Origin of the sequence: Photorhabdus sp. RM322S, from assembly GCF_042879395.1 — a bacterium.
GTDB lineage: Bacteria > Pseudomonadota > Gammaproteobacteria > Enterobacterales > Enterobacteriaceae > Photorhabdus > Photorhabdus khanii.
In genome coordinates this window covers 1-21,339 of the sequence record NZ_JBHFKW010000056.1, presented here as the reverse complement: position 1 = coordinate 21,339, position 21,339 = coordinate 1, and the positions used below count along the sequence as shown (strand labels likewise).

At 39.4% G+C, this 21,339-nt stretch carries 30 protein-coding genes and 2 pseudogenes; 18 read left to right on the top strand and 14 right to left on the bottom strand.

Annotated elements, in window-relative coordinates; all coding sequences use genetic code 11:
* From ACGF63_RS21020 to ACGF63_RS21000, 5 genes are all read left to right on the top strand, one after another.
* Window positions 1–425 (top strand): hypothetical protein (locus tag ACGF63_RS21020; protein WP_387632989.1); only part of this gene is annotated, 425 nt, incomplete at its 5' end.
* 16 nt (window positions 426–441) lie between these two features.
* Entirely contained in the window at window positions 442–834 is a 393-nt protein-coding gene (locus ACGF63_RS21015) for a hypothetical protein (RefSeq protein ID WP_387632987.1), read from the top strand.
* 277 nt (window positions 835–1,111) lie between these two features.
* On the top strand, window positions 1,112–1,732 hold the full coding sequence (locus ACGF63_RS21010) for an AAA family ATPase (RefSeq protein ID WP_387632985.1): 621 nt from the start codon (window positions 1,112–1,114) through the stop codon (window positions 1,730–1,732).
* A gap of 91 nt (window positions 1,733–1,823) precedes the next feature.
* Window positions 1,824–2,051: a plasmid partition protein ParG gene (locus ACGF63_RS21005; RefSeq protein WP_387632983.1), complete on the top strand. Its 228-nt coding sequence runs from the start codon at window positions 1,824–1,826 to the stop codon at window positions 2,049–2,051.
* A gap of 319 nt (window positions 2,052–2,370) precedes the next feature.
* Window positions 2,371–2,526, top strand: coding sequence for a hypothetical protein (locus ACGF63_RS21000; protein WP_387632982.1), 156 nt, complete (start codon window positions 2,371–2,373; stop codon window positions 2,524–2,526).
* Window positions 2,527–3,053: 527 nt separating this feature from the next.
* On the opposite strand, the gene ACGF63_RS20995 is transcribed toward ACGF63_RS21000, so the two are convergent.
* Together ACGF63_RS20995 and ACGF63_RS20990 are read right to left on the bottom strand one after the other, a co-directional pair.
* Window positions 3,054–3,329, bottom strand: a complete 276-nt coding sequence (locus ACGF63_RS20995; RefSeq protein ID WP_387632980.1) for a type II toxin-antitoxin system RelE/ParE family toxin — start codon at window positions 3,327–3,329, stop codon at window positions 3,054–3,056.
* Window positions 3,329–3,610, bottom strand: coding sequence for a CopG family ribbon-helix-helix protein (locus ACGF63_RS20990; protein WP_387632978.1), 282 nt, complete (start codon window positions 3,608–3,610; stop codon window positions 3,329–3,331). Before ACGF63_RS20990 ends, ACGF63_RS20995 begins: the two co-directional genes overlap by 1 nt.
* 213 nt (window positions 3,611–3,823) lie before the next feature.
* On the opposite strand from ACGF63_RS20990, the gene ACGF63_RS20985 reads away from it, so the two are divergent.
* A complete protein-coding gene (locus ACGF63_RS20985) occupies window positions 3,824–3,997 on the top strand; it encodes a hypothetical protein (protein ID WP_387632977.1) in 174 nt (57 codons plus the stop codon).
* A gap of 115 nt (window positions 3,998–4,112) precedes the next feature.
* Here ACGF63_RS20985 and ACGF63_RS20980 read toward each other — a convergent pair whose 3' ends face one another.
* Entirely contained in the window at window positions 4,113–4,406 is a 294-nt protein-coding gene (locus tag ACGF63_RS20980) for a type II toxin-antitoxin system RelE/ParE family toxin (protein ID WP_387632976.1), read from the bottom strand.
* Window positions 4,407–4,408: 2 nt separating this feature from the next.
* Window positions 4,409–4,678: a type II toxin-antitoxin system Phd/YefM family antitoxin gene (locus ACGF63_RS20975; protein ID WP_387632975.1), complete on the bottom strand. Its 270-nt coding sequence runs from the start codon at window positions 4,676–4,678 to the stop codon at window positions 4,409–4,411.
* A 735-nt stretch (window positions 4,679–5,413) separates the two neighbouring features.
* Here ACGF63_RS20975 and ACGF63_RS20970 point away from each other — a divergent pair.
* The 5 genes from ACGF63_RS20970 (at window position 5,414) to lepB (ending at window position 9,420) form a co-directional block, all read left to right on the top strand.
* Window positions 5,414–6,301 carry a tyrosine-type recombinase/integrase gene (locus ACGF63_RS20970; protein ID WP_387632973.1) on the top strand — a complete coding sequence of 296 codons (888 nt, stop codon included), beginning with the start codon at window positions 5,414–5,416 and terminating at the stop codon, window positions 6,299–6,301.
* Window positions 6,302–6,473: 172 nt separating this feature from the next.
* The gene (locus ACGF63_RS20965; RefSeq protein WP_387632972.1) at window positions 6,474–7,112 is read left to right on the top strand and encodes a hypothetical protein; all 639 of its coding nucleotides are present in this window, start codon (window positions 6,474–6,476) and stop codon (window positions 7,110–7,112) included.
* A gap of 54 nt (window positions 7,113–7,166) precedes the next feature.
* Window positions 7,167–8,174: a hypothetical protein gene (locus ACGF63_RS20960; protein WP_387632970.1), complete on the top strand. Its 1,008-nt coding sequence runs from the start codon at window positions 7,167–7,169 to the stop codon at window positions 8,172–8,174.
* The gene (locus ACGF63_RS20955; RefSeq protein WP_387632968.1) at window positions 8,161–8,502 is read left to right on the top strand and encodes a hypothetical protein; all 342 of its coding nucleotides are present in this window, start codon (window positions 8,161–8,163) and stop codon (window positions 8,500–8,502) included. The genes ACGF63_RS20960 and ACGF63_RS20955 overlap by 14 nt, the downstream gene beginning before the upstream one ends.
* A 168-nt stretch (window positions 8,503–8,670) precedes the next feature.
* Window positions 8,671–9,420, top strand: a complete 750-nt coding sequence (gene lepB / locus ACGF63_RS20950) for a signal peptidase I (protein ID WP_387632967.1) — start codon at window positions 8,671–8,673, stop codon at window positions 9,418–9,420.
* Window positions 9,421–9,666: 246 nt separating this feature from the next.
* Here lepB and ACGF63_RS20945 read toward each other — a convergent pair whose 3' ends face one another.
* Window positions 9,667–9,954: a type II toxin-antitoxin system mRNA interferase toxin, RelE/StbE family gene (locus tag ACGF63_RS20945; protein ID WP_036845044.1), complete on the bottom strand. Its 288-nt coding sequence runs from the start codon at window positions 9,952–9,954 to the stop codon at window positions 9,667–9,669.
* A complete protein-coding gene (locus ACGF63_RS20940; RefSeq protein WP_387632965.1) occupies window positions 9,951–10,400 on the bottom strand; it encodes a hypothetical protein in 450 nt (149 codons plus the stop codon). The genes ACGF63_RS20945 and ACGF63_RS20940 overlap by 4 nt, the downstream gene beginning before the upstream one ends.
* 4 nt (window positions 10,401–10,404) lie before the next feature.
* On the opposite strand from ACGF63_RS20940, the gene ACGF63_RS20935 reads away from it, so the two are divergent.
* From ACGF63_RS20935 to ACGF63_RS20920, 4 genes are read left to right on the top strand one after another with little or no spacing between them, the layout of a single operon-like run.
* Complete coding sequence (locus ACGF63_RS20935; RefSeq protein WP_387632964.1) at window positions 10,405–10,722, top strand: hypothetical protein; 318 nt, start codon at window positions 10,405–10,407, stop codon at window positions 10,720–10,722.
* Window positions 10,709–11,284, top strand: a complete 576-nt coding sequence (locus ACGF63_RS20930; protein WP_387632994.1) for a GDSL-type esterase/lipase family protein — start codon at window positions 10,709–10,711, stop codon at window positions 11,282–11,284. The genes ACGF63_RS20935 and ACGF63_RS20930 overlap by 14 nt, the downstream gene beginning before the upstream one ends.
* 14 nt (window positions 11,285–11,298) lie before the next feature.
* Complete coding sequence (locus tag ACGF63_RS20925) at window positions 11,299–11,907, top strand: hypothetical protein (protein WP_387632962.1); 609 nt, start codon at window positions 11,299–11,301, stop codon at window positions 11,905–11,907.
* Between the two features lie 3 nt (window positions 11,908–11,910).
* On the top strand, window positions 11,911–12,138 hold the full coding sequence (locus tag ACGF63_RS20920; RefSeq protein ID WP_387632992.1) for a restriction endonuclease: 228 nt from the start codon (window positions 11,911–11,913) through the stop codon (window positions 12,136–12,138).
* A 444-nt stretch (window positions 12,139–12,582) separates the two neighbouring features.
* On the opposite strand, the gene ACGF63_RS20915 is transcribed toward ACGF63_RS20920, so the two are convergent.
* From ACGF63_RS20915 to ACGF63_RS20905, 3 genes are all read right to left on the bottom strand, one after another.
* Window positions 12,583–13,296: a hypothetical protein gene (locus tag ACGF63_RS20915; RefSeq protein ID WP_387632961.1), complete on the bottom strand. Its 714-nt coding sequence runs from the start codon at window positions 13,294–13,296 to the stop codon at window positions 12,583–12,585.
* 68 nt (window positions 13,297–13,364) lie between these two features.
* A complete protein-coding gene (locus ACGF63_RS20910) occupies window positions 13,365–15,737 on the bottom strand; it encodes an LPD7 domain-containing protein (RefSeq protein WP_387632959.1) in 2,373 nt (790 codons plus the stop codon).
* Entirely contained in the window at window positions 15,727–16,068 is a 342-nt protein-coding gene (locus ACGF63_RS20905) for a plasmid mobilization protein (RefSeq protein ID WP_387632957.1), read from the bottom strand. The genes ACGF63_RS20910 and ACGF63_RS20905 overlap by 11 nt, the downstream gene beginning before the upstream one ends.
* A 290-nt stretch (window positions 16,069–16,358) precedes the next feature.
* Between ACGF63_RS20905 and ACGF63_RS20900 the strand changes: the two genes are divergently transcribed.
* The 3 genes from ACGF63_RS20900 to ACGF63_RS20890 are packed head-to-tail and all read left to right on the top strand — an operon-like array spanning window position 16,359 to window position 17,989.
* Entirely contained in the window at window positions 16,359–16,721 is a 363-nt protein-coding gene (locus tag ACGF63_RS20900) for a hypothetical protein (protein ID WP_387632956.1), read from the top strand.
* Window positions 16,702–17,406, top strand: a complete 705-nt coding sequence (stbB, locus tag ACGF63_RS20895; protein WP_387632955.1) for a StbB family protein — start codon at window positions 16,702–16,704, stop codon at window positions 17,404–17,406. Before ACGF63_RS20900 ends, stbB begins: the two co-directional genes overlap by 20 nt.
* 13 nt (window positions 17,407–17,419) lie before the next feature.
* Window positions 17,420–17,989, top strand: coding sequence for a hypothetical protein (locus tag ACGF63_RS20890; protein ID WP_387632953.1), 570 nt, complete (start codon window positions 17,420–17,422; stop codon window positions 17,987–17,989).
* A 466-nt stretch (window positions 17,990–18,455) separates the two neighbouring features.
* Here ACGF63_RS20890 and ACGF63_RS20885 read toward each other — a convergent pair whose 3' ends face one another.
* The 5 genes and pseudogenes from ACGF63_RS20885 to ACGF63_RS20865 form a co-directional block, all read right to left on the bottom strand.
* Window positions 18,456–18,872, bottom strand: coding sequence for a type II toxin-antitoxin system HigA family antitoxin (locus tag ACGF63_RS20885; protein WP_387632951.1), 417 nt, complete (start codon window positions 18,870–18,872; stop codon window positions 18,456–18,458).
* Window positions 18,869–19,180: a type II toxin-antitoxin system HigB family toxin gene (locus ACGF63_RS20880; RefSeq protein WP_387632990.1), complete on the bottom strand. Its 312-nt coding sequence runs from the start codon at window positions 19,178–19,180 to the stop codon at window positions 18,869–18,871. Before ACGF63_RS20880 ends, ACGF63_RS20885 begins: the two co-directional genes overlap by 4 nt.
* A 503-nt stretch (window positions 19,181–19,683) precedes the next feature.
* Window positions 19,684–19,902 (bottom strand): annotated as a pseudogene (locus ACGF63_RS20875) (hypothetical protein); the annotation flags it as partial.
* A 331-nt stretch (window positions 19,903–20,233) separates the two neighbouring features.
* On the bottom strand, window positions 20,234–20,794 hold the full coding sequence (locus ACGF63_RS20870; protein WP_387632950.1) for a hypothetical protein: 561 nt from the start codon (window positions 20,792–20,794) through the stop codon (window positions 20,234–20,236).
* Window positions 20,795–20,843: 49 nt separating this feature from the next.
* Window positions 20,844–21,248 (bottom strand): annotated as a pseudogene (locus ACGF63_RS20865) (molecular chaperone DnaJ); the annotation flags it as partial.
* Between the last annotated feature and the right edge of the window lie 91 nt (window positions 21,249–21,339).

The window sequence follows — 21,339 nt, the reverse complement described above, 5'->3', positions numbered from 1 at the left end:
AAATGGCTAAGTTAGATCAGGCATCAAATTCAAATTGCAATACACAAAACCATAATTACGTTATTGCAGAATTAAAGAGAGATCAAACCGTCTTGAATTATGCGCTATTTAAAGCCCGTGAAAAATTGCAGGAACTGCGACCGCTTATGAACCCTACTCAGTGTAGTGAAACTGATATTCAGCGTTACAACGGTGTTCTTGATATGCTGGATAGTATATTCTCATCTGGTGAAAAAGAACGTCAAAATTTGTATCACAGTATGATTATGTCCGGCGTTCAAATCATGTCAGGTAAATTAAGCGTTGAAAAGCAGCAAACTATGTTTCAAGCCTCTACACCTGTGCAGTTAGATAGCGTATTGAGTCAGGCAGAATCAGAAATCTGGTCCGAACTACAGCTATTATGCGACAACAGGGCAAAGTGAACTAAGAGTGCTGAAAATGAAAAAGTCATTATGCATTTCTCTATTGCTATTTACTGCACTGGTATCAGAACCCGTCATGAGTAGTAACTATTCGGCATTAGACGGGATTAAAGGACAACGATATTCTGATTTAGAGAAATACAAGTCGAATTGCTCTGCCTGTATGAATGTTGTCAGAGATATCATAAATATTCGTTATCAAGCATGTGGTCAATCCGTATCAGATGATGATGTGATCATACGGGATCCATTATATGGATATTTAAACAGCATCAATTTTATGATCGGAGAAAATGCTTACAATAAAATTCTGACCATCTTCAGAGAAGAAAGAGACTGCACTAACAGCTTAAATTGGCTTGATAACGCCAATAAAAAAATAGAGCCTTTGTTAAATAAACCTAAGTGATGGTGACTTAAAAGTTAACACCATATTCTTTTAGCTAATTTTCTTTTGCTGTTCTGACTTAAAACTTCAAAAAGAAACGCCGCTTTGCGGCGTTGTTTAACCCTAGTGTTGGTACTTTTTTATAATAACTAATGCGAATATAAAGTTTATATAAGTATTACACACAAATACACTTATGTGTGTTAACGCATATACACATAAACACAAATATACATTGATTGATTTGTGACTTTCACTGATAATATAGAAAACACATTTACACATATGAGGGTTACAAGTGAAGGTCATATCATTTCTAAATCCCAAGGGTGGATCTGGTAAAACTACTACTGTTATAAATGTTGCTACTGCAATGCGTAATGCAGGTTTAACTATCGCAGTTGTAGATACAGACCCCCAGATGAGTCTTACAAATTGGTCACAGGAAGGTCATTGTGCATTTGATGTATTTACCGCAGCAAGTGAAAAGGATGTGTACAGTATTCGCAAAGATTTAGCTGAATACGATTATGGTATCGTGGACGGTGCTGGTTCGTTGTCGGTAATCACTTCTGCGGCTATTATGGTAAGCGATCTGGTTATAATACCTGTTACTCCAAGCCCACTTGATTTTTCAGCGGCAGGAAGCGTTATATCGGTTCTTGAAGCACAAGCATATAGTAGAAAAGTTGAAGCTCGTTTTTTGATCACACGTAAAATTGAGCAGACGTCAATGCTAAGTGTGTTAAAAGAAAATCTGAAAGAAACAGGCATACCTTCTTTTAAAACTGCAATTTCACAAAGGCAGAGCTATATCAAGTCAATTCTAGATGGTCAGAGTGTTTTTGAAACTAATGACGGTAACGCTAAAGGTGAAATTGAGATACTGACAAAAGAAATCTTAAAAGTGTTTGAATAACACTCAAATACACATATGTGTTAATACACAAGAACACACATGCGCTTTTGCATAAATGAGTGTAAATAGAACAAAACTAAGAGATATTTTTATGGCACTTGAGAAAGTTAATACTACTAGTAAAACCGCAAAAATGAAGTATGGTGAGAACAGAGATTTAGATAAGATATTGAATAATAGTAAGAAAACAAAACGTATTAATGTCGATCTCGATGAAGATATTCAGATTCGCTTTAAGGCTGCTTGTGTTAAACACAACACAACGATGAAAAACGTTATCAATGACTACGTTCTGCACTGGTTGAAGGAAAACGAATAAGTCACTTTCGCATGTACTGTGTTCAATTGGGGATGATTAAATATCATCCCTGTGTTTTGTAAGTCCATCTACTAAATCAATATAAGATCCATCACTTAAGTCCACTTCATACGGCTTTCTATTGCCAGAAACGTTCAATAGTGCAGGTTCATTATCATTTAATCGGGGTTTGCGACACGGATAGAATCACCTAATGTGGGTTGAAAACTGCCGTTTAGGGGTTTGATGCTCAGTGGAGCGAAAAATCACGTTAAGTAGTTTTTGATTAAAAAATTAGGAATTTCGATTTAAATATTGTGACAACGGGAATTATAAACACATGAAAAAATTAACAAATTATGAAAACGGGATATTAACTGCGTGCGCAATTTTGCAGGAGATTCACGGGCAAACCCGCGCAGCAGGAGATATTATAAAAAAAGTTAAACTAACTCATGCTAATTGTGTAGATTTAAACTTGAAAGGTCTGGATTGATGAGAGTTTTGGCTATTTTTGCCCATCCCCCGATAGGGTTCAAAATTGATGAAAAAAAATAGCCAACTTTTAAATAACCACTTCAATCGGCAATCTTGTATTCATTCAGCTAAAAATCTTCCATAGAGATTTTATAGTGATGTGATCGGCAGATTGAAAAATTATTTTTTGGGAGGATTGAAAGCTATTTAGGAATGATGGCTACATATGTCAGAACTCGGTTGCTTAAGTTATACACCTGTAGCTGAAATCCCGCGAGGAGAGGATGATTCTGACGTCATGGGTGTGAAAGCAGTTTCAATCCATCTGGGGGGTGTTTTGACTTAAACGGGTTCTTCGGCGGAACCCGAAAAGAGTATTAAAATCTTAACGCTAACCAAGTATCCATTTTTTTCTCATCAATTTTGGGGGCGTTTGGCGAAAGGGAAATTAAAGTACGCTAAGCAAAAAATGCCAGGTTGGGTTGTACACCGGAACCGCCGAAATTTCCGTCAGATTGCTCATGGCTTAGGGACGACGTTGCCATCTCAACGGTTTTCTCGAGTATGCCATAACCGCAGCACGTAGATGATTGAATCAATAACCTCGTAACGAATCTCGTACTCTCCAACCAAAATCCTCCTAACCTCCCGTGGCTCGAACTGGAACAGTTGTTCCCCAATACGAGGGTTGGTTAGCAAAATGGCCGGTGCCTGAGTCAGTGCCTGCACAGCTCTAGCCGCAGCTGGCTTGTTAGCCAGAGACAGAAATTCATACAAGCGCGCCAAATCAGAGAGCGCCTTACTGGTCCACTTCAGTTCCATCAACGCGGCATCGGCAGTTGCATGTCGGTACCGAGGCTGTCAGCCCAAGCCTGCACCGCTAGGTGATCGATAACCCGACCCGTATCCACGTCTGCCAGCGCCTCTTGGGTCAGGCGATCACGATCCTCTTCCTGGGCGATCCATGCAGAAAGTGCCTGTTTCATGATCCAGCCACGTGAGCGGTCAAGTCGGGCTGCCATCTGGTCCACTTTGTCGGCCATCGGCAGTGGCACGTGTGCGGTCAGTACCTTGGTTGTTGCTAGTGTCATATTACTCTTCATTTACCGACTCCTTATTTTTATTTGATTCAAAGTTAATCATACTGATTTATTTTAAATCAATCAAGATAGTGTCAGTTTGGGCTATACCCTATCCTGATGTCAGGTACTTTATGTAAAGCATATCTCTCAAATTATCAGACTGGCCTACCCATGAGTAATGTTGGCCACTGTATTCGAATTTAACAACCCATTGACCATCATCACGGCGATGTGGTGCAGAAAATCGGGGGCGTTCAGTCGGTTCTGGATTTTCTTCCGCTTCAGGGGGCGATTCAGGTTCCTGTTCCTGTTCTGGTTCTACCTCTATTTCAGGTTCAGTCTCATCTATTTCATCATCGTCAATGGATTCATCATCTACCAGTTCCTCGTCGTCGTTGTCCTGAATAATGATTTTTGGTGATGTATCTATTTCGATTGCGAGTCGTTACAGATAATGACTTAACTGAGCAAATCAATTTCCTAAACTTTGCAACAGTGCCGTAAGTAGAACATCAAACCCCTATTACAGATGATTATGTGGATCTTGCGTCTGATGCAACACCGCTAATACTTCAATACCCGTTGGAACCTCACGATAATAAATAATGTGGCTCTCTACGGGAAAACTCAGTACACCAAAGTAAAGATCTTCACTACGATCACGGCCAGAGGATGGGTGACGATCAAGAATTTCCGTCATGGTCATGCGCAACGAAGTAACATAAACTTCCGCAACATTTGGCCCCCATCGACGCATAGAATAGAGTTTTATTGCACGAATATGCTCTCTGGCCTTCTTAGTAAACCGAACCCCCATCCCTAAGCCTTACCTTCAAGTTCATCAGGCGTCAACGGTGAAAACACATCATCAATACTATACAATTCGCCACGATCAGCTTGTGCAATAGATTCAGCCAGAACGGTTTTCAAACTCTGTAGCTTGAGCTGCGCGAACTGATCATACTCTTCAGGAGAAATGACTACAGCCACACGCTTACCATGTTTACTAATTTCTACAGGCTCACGCTGCACCTTCATAAGCAGATCACCAAATTGGTTCTTAGCTAATTGTGCGGGAATAACTTCCATACATCACCTACCATCTAAAATAGCTTGAATAGCTATAATAGCCAAAAGGACAAAGAATCACCAGTACCACAATCATCATTTTCAGAAGACGACTGTTGTTTAACTTAGTTATGTTATCGGTTATCGCTTAATAATATTTCAATTGTCCGATATATTAAACATTATGGACAGTGAAAATCATCGACAAAATGGCGTCTTTTAAATCGAAAAACGACACATAGTACACACGCACGTCCACTAATCGATTTTTCAGACAGATATTTTCGCCTAACGTGAGTTTTCGTTCGACTGAGCATCAAACCCCGTTTATTGCAGGTTTGGTGCTTTTTGTTTTTAGGTCGCTACAGTTAGCAACAGCCTGTGTATCTAAATTTTTCTTGTACAGAGAAACGAAATAAACACAGCTATCCAAAAGATGACCAAAAATTACAGTCCTAAATTATTTATCTCCTCCATCCATAATCCTTATTAATTTTGCAAGTATTTTTTAGTAAAAATACGCAGATTGTCACTTTTCGGTGATCAGTAGCTGTGTTACCCTTTACTCGGTTAAATAGCCATTTAATGTAGTAAGAAAAAATCTTTTGCGATTTGCGGTGGTCATTGCAGTTAGACGCGCCAGAATCAACCCGAAATTTCACACCGATTTTTAGTATAAAGGAGAGGCAGATGGGAGAACTAATATTAAGTGACGCCGTAACAAGTATTGTTGATGTAAGTAGCAAGACGAAAAATGTGAACAATCCGGCTACCAGCTATCTGTTAAGGCTGCGCTCAAAGCAGAGCCAAAAAACAATGCGCTCATGCCTGACAACGGTAGTAAAAATATTCCGTTCATTGGACCCGTTCAGCTTTGACTGGTCGATTATGGATCGTGATTCTGTCCAGTTAGTCCTTCAGAAACTGATTATTGAGAAAAAGACGCCTAACAGCGTCAATCTGGTTTTAAGTGCTATTAAGGGTGTAGCTGAAGAAGCCAGAGCCTCGCGCATTATAGACAGTGATACCTATCAAGACATTAGAAGTATCCGACGAGTTCGAGGTAACAGAGTTGGTAGAGGAAGGTCACTCAGCAGCGAAGAAATAAACATTATTTATCAGTATCTTGACAGTATTAATACTGCGACCGCTATACGTGATGCTGCCATGATCTCGCTGATGCTGGGATGTGGGCTCCGTCGCGCTGAAGTCACTTTACTGGAATACGGTGACATAAATTTTGACGGTTATTCAGTCAGAATCATGGGGAAGGGCAATAAAGAACGGGAAAACTTCATGCCGGATGATACCTACCGCCGCACAAAATTGTGGATTGATACCGTAAGAGGGGACCATTCAGGGGCAATATTTACGCGTATTCGTAAAAATGATGATGTAACATGCGATAGAATAACAACGGATGGAATACGCTATATTTTTGATAAATTGGTAAAAGAAACTGGTGTTGACTCATTTACACCGCACGACTGCCGCCGCACATACGGAACAAAGCTGTTGGAGAACGGAGAAGATCTACTGACAGTCAGAGAGGCTATGGGTCATAGCAGCGTTACTACGACACAACGCTATGATAAGCGAGGAGTAACACGCTTAGAAGCTGCCGCACGTAATCTACAGTATTAATACATAAAGGGCTTAAAGTGAGATCTAATACACACGTAATTGAAACAGAAGCAAAAAAGATAATTAATAATCAGATACCTAGCACTGATTGGGTGTTACGTTCAATTGATGAACGTGACTATGGTACAGATTTTATAATTGAAGTATTTGCAAATAATCAACCAACGGGAAATTGTTTTTTGTGCAATCAAAAGGCACCAAAGCGATATTTGACGATGATGTAAAAATGAATAACTTTCCAGTTAAGACAATAAAGTATGCATTATTATTCAATGTGCCATTTTTTGTATTTTATACGTCTATCACATCTAAGGAAACTAAATTTATTTGGTTGCAAAAGTATGTTGAAATTGAGCTGAATAAAAATAATCCTACATGGAAAAACAAAGATTCAGTAACGCTATATTTCCCTGAAGAAAACAATCTAGGTAAAAATATAAACAAAATAAATCATTTATTAGAAGCGCATCGTGCTACTAGCCAAAGTTTGATTTTCTTAATAATCTATGAAGAATTATTATTTCATACTGAATCTGTATTAGTAGGGCAATATGGCGTTAGTGCTTTTTGTATAAAACTTTGCGAGAAGTTAATTAAAACACATTGGGTTATTAATTACTACTCCGTTAATTTAGAAAATCATGGTTCTGATATTAATATTTTTAACCTGAAAGATACATTTGAGGACATCCTCAATAACAATATAATCACCAGTGGAAATAGAATACTGATTAACAAACAAATAGAAATTTTAGATAGTGTTAAAACAGTTATCATAGCTTCAGAAAATTTTGAAAAAATGGGTTATTAAGCCGCTGGAACTATACCGTTTTAAAATTAGTTTTTTAATTGAGTTGGATTTAATATGAGAAATTTGACTGTATGGACCACCTCTGAAATAACAAAGTTTTTTGGAATGATAAATGAACCTTTTTTTATAGAAAAATTATGTAGGTTCACAGGAAGAAGCCGGAATGAAGTCATATCACAATTAATAAATTTTGGTCTTTGTGAGTTAAACAGTAAAGAAAAGTCTGTTTCTGCATCAAAATATACTAATTTACTGTATGTAACTTCTCATGCTTCATTTATTCCAAAATTACTGGAGCTTGGTTGGATCTATGATTTATCACATAGAGAAGAATCATTAAGAGCACCTGAATGGTGGATTAATTCAGAGCAATTCCCTATCAAGCATGTAGATGAAATAGAACGCACCAATACAGTGTGGGTGAATGCGGAAGTTCGGTCTGTACTTGGTATGATGAAAGATAATATCAACCTCGATGAAATATCGGTTAAAATAGCAAGAAATCAACAAGCTATAAGGAAAATGCTTGTTGATATGGGAATCGTAGATGATTGTACCGATAAAATAACTTTCTTACCTGAAGTTAATGAACGTAAGTTAGCAAAATACAGTTTCAATAACGCTCTTGTTCTCATTGATTACGGATGGAATATTTCTGAACACAGTTTAATATCTCCTTATTGGTGGATTGAAAAAAACAATACAGCCAGTAATATAAATAACACCGTAATAAACAGGAAAAAACTCACAACTGATGAAAATAGAAACCTGTATAATTTTATAAAGTCAGATATTGATAAAATCATATTGCATTTAAGGAGCAATATTTGTTTTGAATCAATAAATATATTAGAGCATGGTGGTTTTAAATTAATGGATTTAATTGAATACATTGGGATTGCATCATGTAGATCGGACATAGTAGTGAAAAATGATAAAATTCCCATGTCATTTTTTATGAATAAACCATACAATACCAAAAAAGAATTAATAAAATCAGGGTGGTATGTTAATGGTGATTACTTGATTTCTCCTGAATGGTGGATAAATGAAAACCAATAAATACTTAGATATGCTAAAGGTAGTTGCATTAACAGCCTCATGTTTTTATCCTGCATACCTTTTGATTAGGAATAATCAAAAATTAGATATCATTATGATTTATATTCTTGTAACTATGGCATTCATTGGTGAGTTAATTAATTTCAACTTATTAATCACTATAGTGAAGTTTTTAATTTTAATAATGTTATTGTTAGTATATGTATATTGCTATTATGTATTTTTCAAACCTGTTAATGATGGGTCTATAAAATCTATTGGGTTTAGGAAAATTGATGATAAAAAATCATATCTGACTTTTTCAGAAGAAAAAAATCCCATTTCTTAGTGTTAAATATAAGCAGCCATCTGAATATGTTATGGTTTGGTGGCTATTTAAAAGCAATGGTGATTTATGCGAAGCATAAAAAATGATACTATTGCTTCACATAACTAAGAAAAACACGCAACGATAAAAGGTACATTACAGCTCTGGTCTATCTGAAAACTGAAGCTCATGAATTTAATAAGTACCTTTGCTATCGTCCTAACTATCCGTATTGCATACGTTCTAATACGCAAAAGAAAACCTAGTTTCTACACTTTAACTCTACTCATAGTCTCTCTCATCGTATGGTCCATTAAATCATATGTACTGGACTACTACATTGTCCCTACATCTTCAATGGCTCCGACTTTGAAAGCCGGAGATCTGATTCTCGCAAGACCAATCAACACAGGGCAGGATCAACTTATGCGCGGAGACATTGTAGTCTTCAGTGCCCCCGCTTTCCCCTCATTCATTTATGTAAAACGCATAATAGGATTGTCCGGCGACATGATTACTTACACCGCAGATAAAGCGATAAAAGTGAACGGAACGGTGATCGGGCAGCTTAAATATCAAACAAAGAATTACAGCTCATATTTGGCTTATCAAGAGCGCAGTCCACAGCCATATGAGTTCGTGACAGATAACAATAAAGCATATGTAAAGCCAATTTATAACCAGTGGGTCGTACCTGATGGATATGTATTTGTCATCGGTGATAACAGGGATCATTCATGGGACTCACGTTTTTTTGAAAACCCTGTTGGGACCCCACGAAATTTACGTGGGTTGGTGAGAAAGGAACTTTTGATTAGCCGGTATTTGAATACCGCTTTAACGCTTGAATTTATGAAAAGTGACTTTGATATCGGGGAGAATAGCTTAAATGTAATTTCAAACGCACAAAAAGCAGAGGGAAATGATGATTCTGAATAGAGGATTTATCACATTTGCTTGTTTTATTTTATCTTCCTGCGGGTCCAGCTTGGGGGCTTTACCAGCACAGCATCAACACCATATCGTCAGCTCAACACAAACTAACAATGTCCAGTTGAGCGGTTTCACAGCGATTGCAGATAGCTTTGTGCTTACCCGTGAAATAACCGGTCTTGAAACTAAAGGGGGTCCAGTGGAAGAACCCCCGAAAATGACGAGTGAAGGGTTCTTTCGCCGGAAATTGTGTCACTTGGTTGGCGGCCATTGCTGTGCAGCATGGAGGACGCGCAGCACTATCACTGAGCTGCTTTCGTCTTCTATGCGACAAACCATCACATAGTTCGGTCGCACCACGATTTCGCGAGTGCCCCGCACACGGCCCGCTTTGTAGAGTTTCGGGTTTCGTGCTGCGATCTCAACCTTGGCTTTGAAATCCTCATCCAATTCAAGTGCCGCCCGGGGGTTGTCCTGTGCAATGTAATCAAAGATGTTTTCCCTGTCAGCCTCTGCCATCGGTCGCCAGACAATCTTCATTTGTTCCCCATACTCTTGCGCAAAGCTTCGCGTTTCGCGGCAAACCTGGCTTCCACGACCTCATGCGGAATGTCAGGGCGCGGATCATCAATACTGGCCTGGATCTGTTCACGGAACCAGGCATCATAGGCGGCAGCCTCATGCGCTCGTTTCAGGGCTTCGGCGCGATCGGGTCGCCGGGCGGTAGTAATGGTGTCGGGCGTATAGTTCGACGAATCCACATCGAAACGGGCAATGCCAATGTCCTTTAGGTACGACACCAGTGTTTCAAAACGGCGGAAGAGCCGCACATTGCGACTGCGCTGCGCGGCCAGCGGGCGCTCCAGAATCCCGTACTGGACCATGACGGCCCATCCGCCAGGCTGGCCGACGATGTGTGCCCCCCGGACGGCACCGGCTTCAACCAGGCGGGACAGCGTAGTGTGATCGATGGTTTCTGTTGACATAAAAGTGGCCTCTGTAAGAAACGCGGTGCGTTTGATAGATATCATTATTGCAAATTACTATAAATCGCACAACAATCAACAGAAGCTGGCGGTTATTGTTTACCATAACGCCACATTACGCGCCCTGACTCGTCATTTTCGAGGGTTCTTCCACTGGACCCCTAAAGAGATAAAGCAGATTTATATGGTACAAGGGAGTGATAGCACAGTAATAAAAATAGATATGGCTTCAATGCCATGTTCCCTTCTTTTAAAGAACAATAAGAGCATTAGTGGTGATACATGGCTAATAACGGATATTGGCTGTGATGAATATTTTTAAATTGAGCATTATAAGTGCCATTTTTTTCTCTACTACTTCATACAGCAGACCTATTTTTATTGGTGACTCATTGGGTTATGAAATTGCTAAGAGCTATAGCAGCATGAAACCGATGGATGCACGGTATAAAGTAGGTAGCGGGTTAGAATCTAACAAATTGCTGAATTGGCAAAACTACGCCGAACAGTTTAATTTTGAAAGTTACGATACCGTTTTTATCATTCTCGGTACTAATGATCATATCCGAAAATCTGACAGCCTTCGTTATATTTCAAAAGCCAGAAACTTCATTCAGGCCATAAAAACAAAGAATCAAAACATAGTCTGGTTTCTACCACCGGCACTAAAAGACGTTGATAAAAATAATTTATTGAATAATACACGGCAATCAATAATACAAGCCGCACAGTTAGAAGGTATCAAAATATTAGATATCCGAAAGGTACTCGGTGATAACTACAATGAAGCGTTAAACGGCATACAGATTCGTACCACAGATGGTATACACATCACACCTAACGGTGCTCAACTTACCGTATCACAGCTACTACTGAAACAATAAATTGGAATGTTGTAATGAAAAGAAAGCGCAGATTCAAGAAGAAAAATCCATATGCTACAAATATGAACCTTGCATTTGTATTTTTTATAAGCATACTGGTTTTTTTTAAATTTAATACGTTCGCATTAATAGGGGCATTAGCTATACCATTCACAGCGGTTTATATAATGTCCCCTAGCAGTAAAATTCTCCGTTTACACAAAAAGAAAAAAAACGAATGGGCTTCAATCGGGGTTAGAAAAAATGCTCCCTTACGTAATCCACATCTTGCCTGTGTACTAATTTCAGTAATTACAGTCGCAGTGTATATACTTAGATATGATTATGTAATCACAAACATGATAATACAAATTTTGTGGGGTGAAGTAAAATCTGCTTACATTGATGTTTTTGGTCACAACTCGGCTAATTCCATTTTTTTAAAAAAATATATTCCTGTTTACTCTTATTACATTTTAAACATAATCCATTCTTGTACTGCATTTTTCATTGTTACATATTCTGCCAGCGTTTATTTTCGTTACAAACAGCAAACAATGTTTAAAAAGGTACTTTTAAACGCTGCACATCATAACGATGCTCTTGGGTTTATTCGTGAGTTATCGTGGAGAGAATTTGAGTAATTTATAAGAGAATTATTCAACAGTCTGGGTTACAGAGCTACAACTACAAACTACGGTCCAGACGGCGGTAAAGATATCGTTATGGAGCGGGACGGCATAAAGGTTTTTGCACAATGTAAACATTGGAAATCTGACAACGTAGGCGTAGCAGGAGAGCATAAAAATCTGTGGGGCAATTATGTGAGAGCAAGAAGCGGTAGTCTTGCAAATCACGTTCTGATGAAGTGCTGACCGGATAACCAATAGCTCTACTCGCTCAGATTCCCTGATAAGTATGACTTTATATCCAACTAAATAAAGTGCCCCACACTTTTTTATGCTCTCCATATTGTCGTATCATCTGGTGCAAAAGCAAAACGTCCAGGTCTTGAGTACATTGTATAAGTAGAGAGATTTGGGGAAGAATGAAACAAAAAACCCCGGCGTAAAGCCAGGGTTCTTCGGGTTGTTTAGTGTGGCGGGGCGAAGTGTTACGCCAGTGACACGGCACCATGCCGAACATTCCATTTAAGCTAAATCATACATACACGCCCATAAGCATGAAAAGCCGATCCGCTCACGTTGGTTTCATGCGGCCCATTTTGTTCAATTTCATAATAAAATATGCGGGGTTATTGTCAACAAAATTTATTACCATGTAGGCCCCTCCCTTCCTTCTCACTGAAGTTTGGTCAATTACATTTCTAAGTCCGGGCCATTGTAATCACGTTTTTGTCTTTCCCCATCTTGCTGTGTATTTGCTTTGTAATTTTCTGAAGCTTCATATATTCCCTCAGCTTGAGATACCACTGATTTAAAACAACCACTTTCTGACCAAGATCTTAAATCGTCGAAGTTATTTATTTCTGCTCTTTCAATTGCTTCTTCTGCTGCTTTTCTATCAACACTAGCCTCACTCATAATACGCTGAGTATAATTTTCTAATTCAACTTTAAACTGTTCAGGTGTTTCAATCGTTTTATCCTGGTTTGTTTGAAGTTCAATTTTGTCTATATAAAGCTTATACAAATCTTTGCCAGTAACGCCGGGGTTTTCCGTCTTGACCAGTTTTTCCAATTGCATACTCACTGTTACAGGCTGTGTCTGCTGCCATTTGATAAACTCTTCCCGATAGTTCCTGTTGTCCTGGAACGTGGACTCCAATACGCGCTCAATTTTAGAGCTGGATCGTGTCTTCGGAGTTGATGGTAATCGCGTTGCTTCCCATATATTCCGCACAGCATCACGAGTAGAAAACTGTCCTTTATCATCACGAACCGTAACTTGTACCGGTTTAGATTCTTTTAATTCTAAAGCGATTTGATGCCCCCGTTTGAAACCTTTCAGGGCATCTTTTAAACCAACTCCCCACTGAGTTGTTGTATTTCCGTCTCGATCCCTCAAAGTCACATAATAGCTATCGCTATTTCCTTCTTTATTTAAGTACGGCGCACCACCGTGTTTAACAATAGTCCCTTTTAAGCGCTCAACCGACCGATAAAACGGTAAATGTTCAGCGGTATGTTGTTGCTGGTTAGCTGATTGCTCTTGTTCTTTACGTCCGTCCTCGTGAGCCTTCCCTTTTTCTTGCTCATAGCTAGATGATACCCCGCCTTCAATAGTATAAGCTTCATCTCCCCCTGCTTCGCAAGCATTGTGCGACGTTCAGCAAGAGCTTGATTCATCTTCTTATCGGTGAAATGAATATCAAGTCCCTTCTCTGCTGCTACTTCTATGACCATATCTTTAAATTTCTGGGATCCTTTTATATTTAAAGTACTGCCGAATCGCCCTTGAGCAAGTTCTAATGCAATCGCTACACTGTCCTTACTAAGCCCATTTTTTCGCATACTGATGTACTTTCCAGTATCGATAAAGAGTGTTTTATCATTAGTTTTGTCCAAATAATGTACATTACCTTTCCTGGAACGCTTTGTGTAAATATTGCTTGCATCTAAATGCCTTTCAACATTTTTTCTTGCATCTTCGGCAACCTTAGAGTAATCAGTCGGATTACGTAATTTTTCAATAAACTGAGAAAAACGACCTTTCGCCTCTTTCTTTTCTTCCTGTTCAGGCGCACTAATTGTATAACCTGCCAACACTTTCTTATCAAACATGCTACGAATATCTTGACTTCCCATAGGATGACCCTCTTGTTTATTGAGAACTGCATCTCTGCGTTTTAAACGCTCAAAATTAATCACTGAAACAATTTGATTTTTTTCATCCTTGCTGAATCTATTGTCAGAAAGAACTTCCCTCCTTATTTCAAAAAAATCACGATCAATATTTCTCAAGATATTTTTCATTCTTGGAGAGATATTATTCTTCCATATTCTCCTAACCAACCATGCTGGCAAAGATGATGTTTTGGATATTTTATTAACACGCTTGAGTATAATAATTTCATTACCAGCTCTAGATATTTCTCCTACAGGAAAAAGAAAATCACCTCTTTTTTTAACTTCATCTAATGTAGGAATTCTGTTTTTAATTCTTGGAAAGAATGGAAAAGGATTTAACTGTATTCGTTGTGAGGATAATCCATTTCCTCTCTCATATTTTGCCACATATCCTGACTCGTATCTTGATTTCCTTGAGAAGTCGGTATTTCCTCTTCCGTCTCGTATAGTGCGTCGCAATCCAGGATTTCCGTTGGCTTGCTGGTCTGCCATGTGTAAACGTGCATCACCCGGCAATAAGCCTTTATTTCCTTGCCTTCGCCGTGAACCTGCCACATCGCCATTGGACAGGTTTTGCACGCTATCGGTAAATGGGGAAGCACTTCCTCTTTGAGTTTCAGTAAAACTTCGCTGGTTATTTGTCTGCCGTTTACTTCGTATGTCATTATAACCTCGATATTCACTATTAAATTTATAGATACATGAGTGCATAATTTCCGCCTTCAATTTATCATCAGAGGAATAATATTTATCCCTCAGCTTTTCAGACGAGATTTTATCTATATACTTAATTTCATCTGCACGTTTACCCCACTCTGAAAGACGACCTTCAATGATATATTTCTCCAACGGAGGTTTTGTAATCCTTCGGTGAACAATAAAATCATCACTGAAAATGCTTTCCTTTAGGTTAGTAAATTTTTTATCACCTTCTAATTTAACTGCGATATATTCAGTAGGCTTACCGGCGTTCCTGATTTTGGTTTCCCCGTACTGAGAAACGAGATCATAGAACGATTGCCTAGATTTAATATCCTCATTATAGACCCGCTGTAATATTTGGCTTTTGAAGTCTTTATTCTTCGCTCTAAAATCGTCCCCTTTATAGCGAGAAAGCATATCAGCATAACTTGTGGGGGTGAGTCGCATATTATCTCTTGGTGACTCCAACCCGTATTTTTGATTAATGTATTCTTGAAAAGCCTCAAAGTATTTTTCATTCTGCTTGTAATTTCCTACTGGATTCATTTCATTCCCGGACAACAAATTCTTCCTGGGCATGACGATGTGAATATGAGGTTTCCGGTCTACAATTCCCCCCGTCTTACGATCTTTCATTGTTTTAATCTTTGGAAGATGAGCTTCCGCATAAAAGTTAAACTCATCCTCAGAATATGATTTCATAAGGAAAGACTTAAACTCCTGCGTAATAGCAAAGAGCCATACCTCATCAATATGATCTTCTTTGAAGGAAAGAGTAAAAGTGAGATAGCGGTCTTGTCCTTTATCTGGAATGCTTTTATAAACCATTTCAGTTAAATCCAAATTTCCGTCTAATATAACTCGCTCGTCTAGTTCATCACGCGAGAATTCACGCCCGGATTTTTGACCTTCTTCTAAATATTCTTTGACTCCAGAATTATAACCCCGGCACCTAATCAGCATCTTCCACCGCCTTTTTCATAAGTGCTTCGATATTGAGAAGGGCGTTAAGAAACAAAATATATTTCTTATCTGATATTGTACCATTCTTATGAGAAACGTTAACTTTTAAAGCCAGCTGATTTATATTATTACTGGACTTATTAAAAAGGTATAATAGTTGCCGAGTATCTTTTACCTCAATATTTATAAAATCTTTTTTATCCAACACCAGTTTTCTAAAGAATGCTGAACGGCTGAGTTGGGATTCTTTTATCTGCTTTTCAAATAGCGAAAACTCATCAGGAGTAATGCGCAATGAAACCACGATCTCTTTCTTCTGTTTAGCAGCCATAAAGTTCCTACCAGGACTGGTGACGATGTTCCCGCCATGTGCGGGGTTTCAAAGGGGTATCCCCTTTGGCACGCGACTGTATGCAAAGGCCGACAGGCATTTGTATACAGTCGGTAACGTGCCTCTGTTTGAGTTTCGTGGTTGCATTAAATTTCACAAACCCCTTGACGATTGCACTATATTGCATTAAATTTCATTGCTCGGGATGAGCATTGCACTATATTGCACTGAGTTGCATTATTGGCAGTAACCATCTACAATGGGGCCAATCTCATCACATGGGGTAAATCATGTCAGACTGGCGTAAGAATCCTAGACAGGGGAGAAGTCAATTTTTACCGTTACTGGAAGAAATAAAGCAGCGTCTGGTTCTCGGTGAAACGATTAAGATGATTTTTGAATCATACCCTGACCTTAAAATAAGCTATCCACAGTTCACACGCTATATAAAGAAATATTGTGCAGCTGAAAATTATAAAACAGTGTCTAAAAAGACAGATGATATAAATGAGTCTAAGGAAGATGTTGCAAAAGAAACATCCCGGATAACTATAAGAAATCCGGCAGACTTAAGAAAACTTAGAAACCAATCCATTGATTTAGAAGAACTCAAAAACTCACTCGGAGATGAAAATGAAAGTAGCGATTCTTAATTATACCGGCACCGTTGGAAAAACTACCGTTGCAGCACATTTACTGTCACCAAGAATGAATAATGCGCAAATATTTGCAATCGAATCCATAAATGAAACAGCCGAAGGGTTAGGCATTGATGTCGAAAAAATGAACGGAAATAAATTCCGTGATCTTTTTAAGAAAATAATGTTAGAAGATTATGCAATCATAGATATCGGCGCTTCTAACATTGAAGATTTCATGAATAACATGATTAAATTCGATGATTCTCATGAAGAGTTCGATTACTTCGTTATACCTGTCACATCTGGTACTAAAGAACAAAAAGAAACTATACAAATGTTAGATACTCTTGCTGGCATAGGTATTCCACAAGAAAAAATAAGGATTGTATTCAACCGTGTTGATAGTGATGTAGACGATGAATTCCCATTCATTTTAGCTCGTTATAAAAAAGAAAAAAACTTCACACTTAACAAAAAATGCACAATTTTTGAAAATGAATTATTTGACGCTCTTTCAATTAAAGGGCTTACGGTTGATGCCTTACTTTCAGACACCACAGACTATAAATCCTTACTTAAAGCTAATAAGGAAGCAAGCGATAAAGAACGTAATATGTGGGCTGATATGTTTGGCCTCAAATCACTTGCAAAAGGTGTAAAACGAAATCTTGATTATGTTTATGACAACCTTTTCTAAGGAACAATATCGTATGCAGTACAATGAAAAAACTCCCAGAACGGCACGTGACGCACTTATAATCGAATTATTGGGTGATGTAGGTACTATCCACGACCAGATAAAGAACCTACCAACAGAAATTGAACAGGCGATAAGTAGCTCAATCAAGCTGGTAGCTGATGCTGTAGAAGATGCAGAAAATACTGCATTAAAGCTAGCAAAGAGTATCGAAGTCCAAAAAAATACGACAATCAAAGATATTGATGAGGCTGTTAAAAATAGCCTAGAACAACATACTGAAAAGATATTCTCAGATATAGATGAGAAAGTTAAATCTTTACAGCATAAAATTAATAACTTTGATTTGGCTGATCCCAAAGGACGGCGATTATCTTTTATCCTAGCTACAACGTTAATAATTATTTCTTTCTGCTTTGCAGCTGCAATATATGGTATCTACACTGGCGCAAACTCTATGGTAAATGAGCTTACCTTGATTATTTCAGCACAGGATACAAAAGAGAAAAGAGGATTATCGGCTCTTACTCCGCAGGCAAGAGAACAATATCAGGCCGCAACCCAAAACACCTCATCAAACTGATACATATCATCTAAAATAGAGCGGGTATGAAATACCTGCTCTATTTTTATCGAAAACCTGCTTAACAGCTACCGTGTTAAATCAAGAAAATATCGCTTCAATTTCAGAAGCACAGCCCTCTAAGCACCGGCAGCTTGCTGCCGTTGCAAAGACCCCGGAAATCACGCCCCTGACGTCGCTCCGCGCCATCAGGCCCGCTCACCGGGGGGCTTCGCCAGGCTTAACTAACCAAAATCATCGCGGAAAGCCTGTATAGCTTAGCAGGGATGGGGAAGTGTCAGGTGATCCCTGTTAAAACAGTACCGGCTTACGCCGGGCTTCGGCGGATAATCAACTGTGCCATATACAATATCCGTGTACCGCCTTCTATGCGCTACGCGCATGAAAAAACCCGCAACTAAGCGGGTAGTAATACCAGAATTTTTTTAATGACCACAGGCTACCTGTTGTGTCGTTTTGCTATCAATTAATCAATAAAAACGCTAACCGGTACACCAAAGCGAACTGAGAGTTTACGCATAGCTTCAAGCGTTAACGAACGTTCACCTTTCAAAATACGACTAACCAATGAACGCTTCCCTATTTCGTCCACAAAATCAGTCTGATTCAGGCCGTACTGATCCATCAATGTACGTAGAATTGCTACACCGCTTTGTGTGCTAGCAATACGTTCATTGAACTCTGTAAACTCTGGTGCATTATTTTCGTAGGTGTCAATTTTAGCCGTAAGCATATCGACCAGCGGACTATCTGGATTGTGCTCGACCAGATATTCTACCAGCTTCATAGCCTCATCATAATCTTTGCGGGAAGTGCTACCCCCTAAGAGAGGGACAATACTTACCAGGCCATTTGCTGCCTGAATTGCTTCGTTGATCATCATTCTTTATTCCTCCGGTAATAATCCGTCAATTTGTCATATTCTGCATGGGTTGATATGTGTTTGATAAAAATTTTCCCGCGCTCAAAATCTGCAAAAAACATCACTCTTAAATTATTGCCGCCAACATCAATGACCCACCATTTTTCCCGATATTTCATCCGATCCAGACTAGGGAATATGCACTTCATTTCATCTGGAGAACTGAACTTTAAGCGCCGCAACGACTTATATAGATCATCAAGTGCGGCGGAACTATTTGGGTAGCGGCGTGTAGCTAAATCAAACGGCTCCCTTGAAATAACATGCATTTCCATACCCCTTGTTTCCAATCTGGAAACAGTATACCGCAGGTGTATCATGTTGACAACATGGAAACAAATCATTTTACAGGAACATCAACATGGCTTCCGAAAAAGATTTTCTTTAGATCAAGCAGCCTAACGGAAGACTATTACCCCACAGGGGCACAGCACAAATTTGGAAGGTATGACTTAGGGAAGTTACACAGGCTAATCATTATATCACTTAAGCGCAAATTGTCTATCAAGCTCCCCCCGTAAAATGACACTTCAAAATCCCATGCTCGCCAGGAATAGATTTATCAGACTTTTGCGCCAGAGTTTACATCGCCCAATGGTAAATCCTGATCCCACTCATTCTTAACAGCCTGGATGCGCTGTTGCAAAATAGCAAACATAGCATCAACGACCGTTGGCAGAACAACCTCTGAATGAGCACCGGCAGCTAAATACCGGGCAAGATCCAACGCAGCCTGAGCAGCTTCCTGCTGCGGTGTTTTATCCGCAGGTAAACGGTGAACAGCTATCAGATCTGGATGCTGATTAGCTAGGAGCAGTAAGTAGTTATACTCACCAACAGATAATTTGGTGCCTGTCGTCCCTTTATTTTCTTTCTTTTGCCACGCGTTATAAACCATACCAAAGTGCTGTGCTGCTTCTGACAGGGATAATCCAGCTGCTTCACGAGCTGTAGTAACTTGTTCCGGGCTTGGCTTTTCAGTGATCATCATTTTCTTACCATTCAGAAAATTGATAAATTCGAGTGTTAGTTCCTGCAAGGGATACTTATCAGGCTTTATTACGTCCGAAATATTAACGTAATACTCTTCGTTAAGCGTTTCAAAGCGCTTTTCTTTGATGCCCTGTGTACGCTCTTCGCGGGTCGGGTTTGTGCGATCAAGCACCGTAAACTGTAGCTTGTACTGTTGGCCGTCACTATAGACAGCCAGCATCTTTCTGACTCGCCCTTTTGACCTTGTAAAAAATACTGGTTCCATTATAAACCTCTCAATATCTGCATGTAATGTACAGAAAGCGCGGGTTCGATACCCGCGCTGGCTGTTACCTCTCTAAATTGGATAAAAAACCCACAATTTTTATCAACTGGTCTTTGCTGAGATCGTGAAGTTTTAGCTTGTAAGTTTCCCCATACCCCTCCGCAACATCCCCGCTAATTCCTTGCGTTTCAATACTGCACATAACCCCATAATACCCGTTATAGTCACGGGTATTCACTAAGCGGGAAAGCAAATGGATCACCTGACACTTTTCTTCTCTCTGGCGATTAACCCCAGCCTGATCTGCGGCTGCAAATGCAATTTGCTTCTCGGCATCAACTAAAATTTTCTTTTTGATATCTTCGGCTATTCCCCACGGCCAGCGCGATGGCGAAACACTACATGTTGAATACTGACAATAACGATTGCTACGGATAACGCCCCCGGTGAGTATCAACCGATCTTTTTCTAGCCTAGCGCTGATTGAATAATTTTTTAACTCAGGATTCATCAATCTGATGCGGTAAAAATCGGGCTTCTCCCGCTTATCTATGCGCCAGCCTTTCCCTAGGAATGCGCAGACACGATTGAAAATTGGTTCGTACTTTTCGTTGAATTGATTCATAACTCCCCCTGGAATTGCTTATAAGGGGGCTTATACCCCCTCTTTTCTGTTAAGCCCGCATTTCTACAGCTCTGCGAGCTGTAGCCCGGCGCTTTCCATCAGTGCCATACATTTCGCGGATCTCATCCATGCTGTGTTCTTTGCGGTTCCAGCGGCTCTTATGCTCTTCCGGGCGATAAAACCATTGTTTTTTCTTCGGCGCCCATTTACAGCCCATTTCATTTAACTCACCTTTATGTTCTCTGGTTTCGCCGCTGATCCATACCCAATTTCCGATAACTTCATATACAACGCCTGATAAACCTGAAAGTGTCGTTAAAATATTTTCAAGTTCTTCGCCATAGTTATATCTGTCTTCTTCATCGGCAGACTGGAACTGATTAATTTTATCGAAATTAACCATTAGAAAGTCAAAGGCAGCATTAACCGCTTTCATCAGCTCTGCTCCTAGGGGTAGTGACCGGGTAGCTGCGATAACCGCCAACTTTTAAGCGGCCACTTCAATGGGCAGTCTCGTATTCATATCCAGCTCAAATATCCCATAA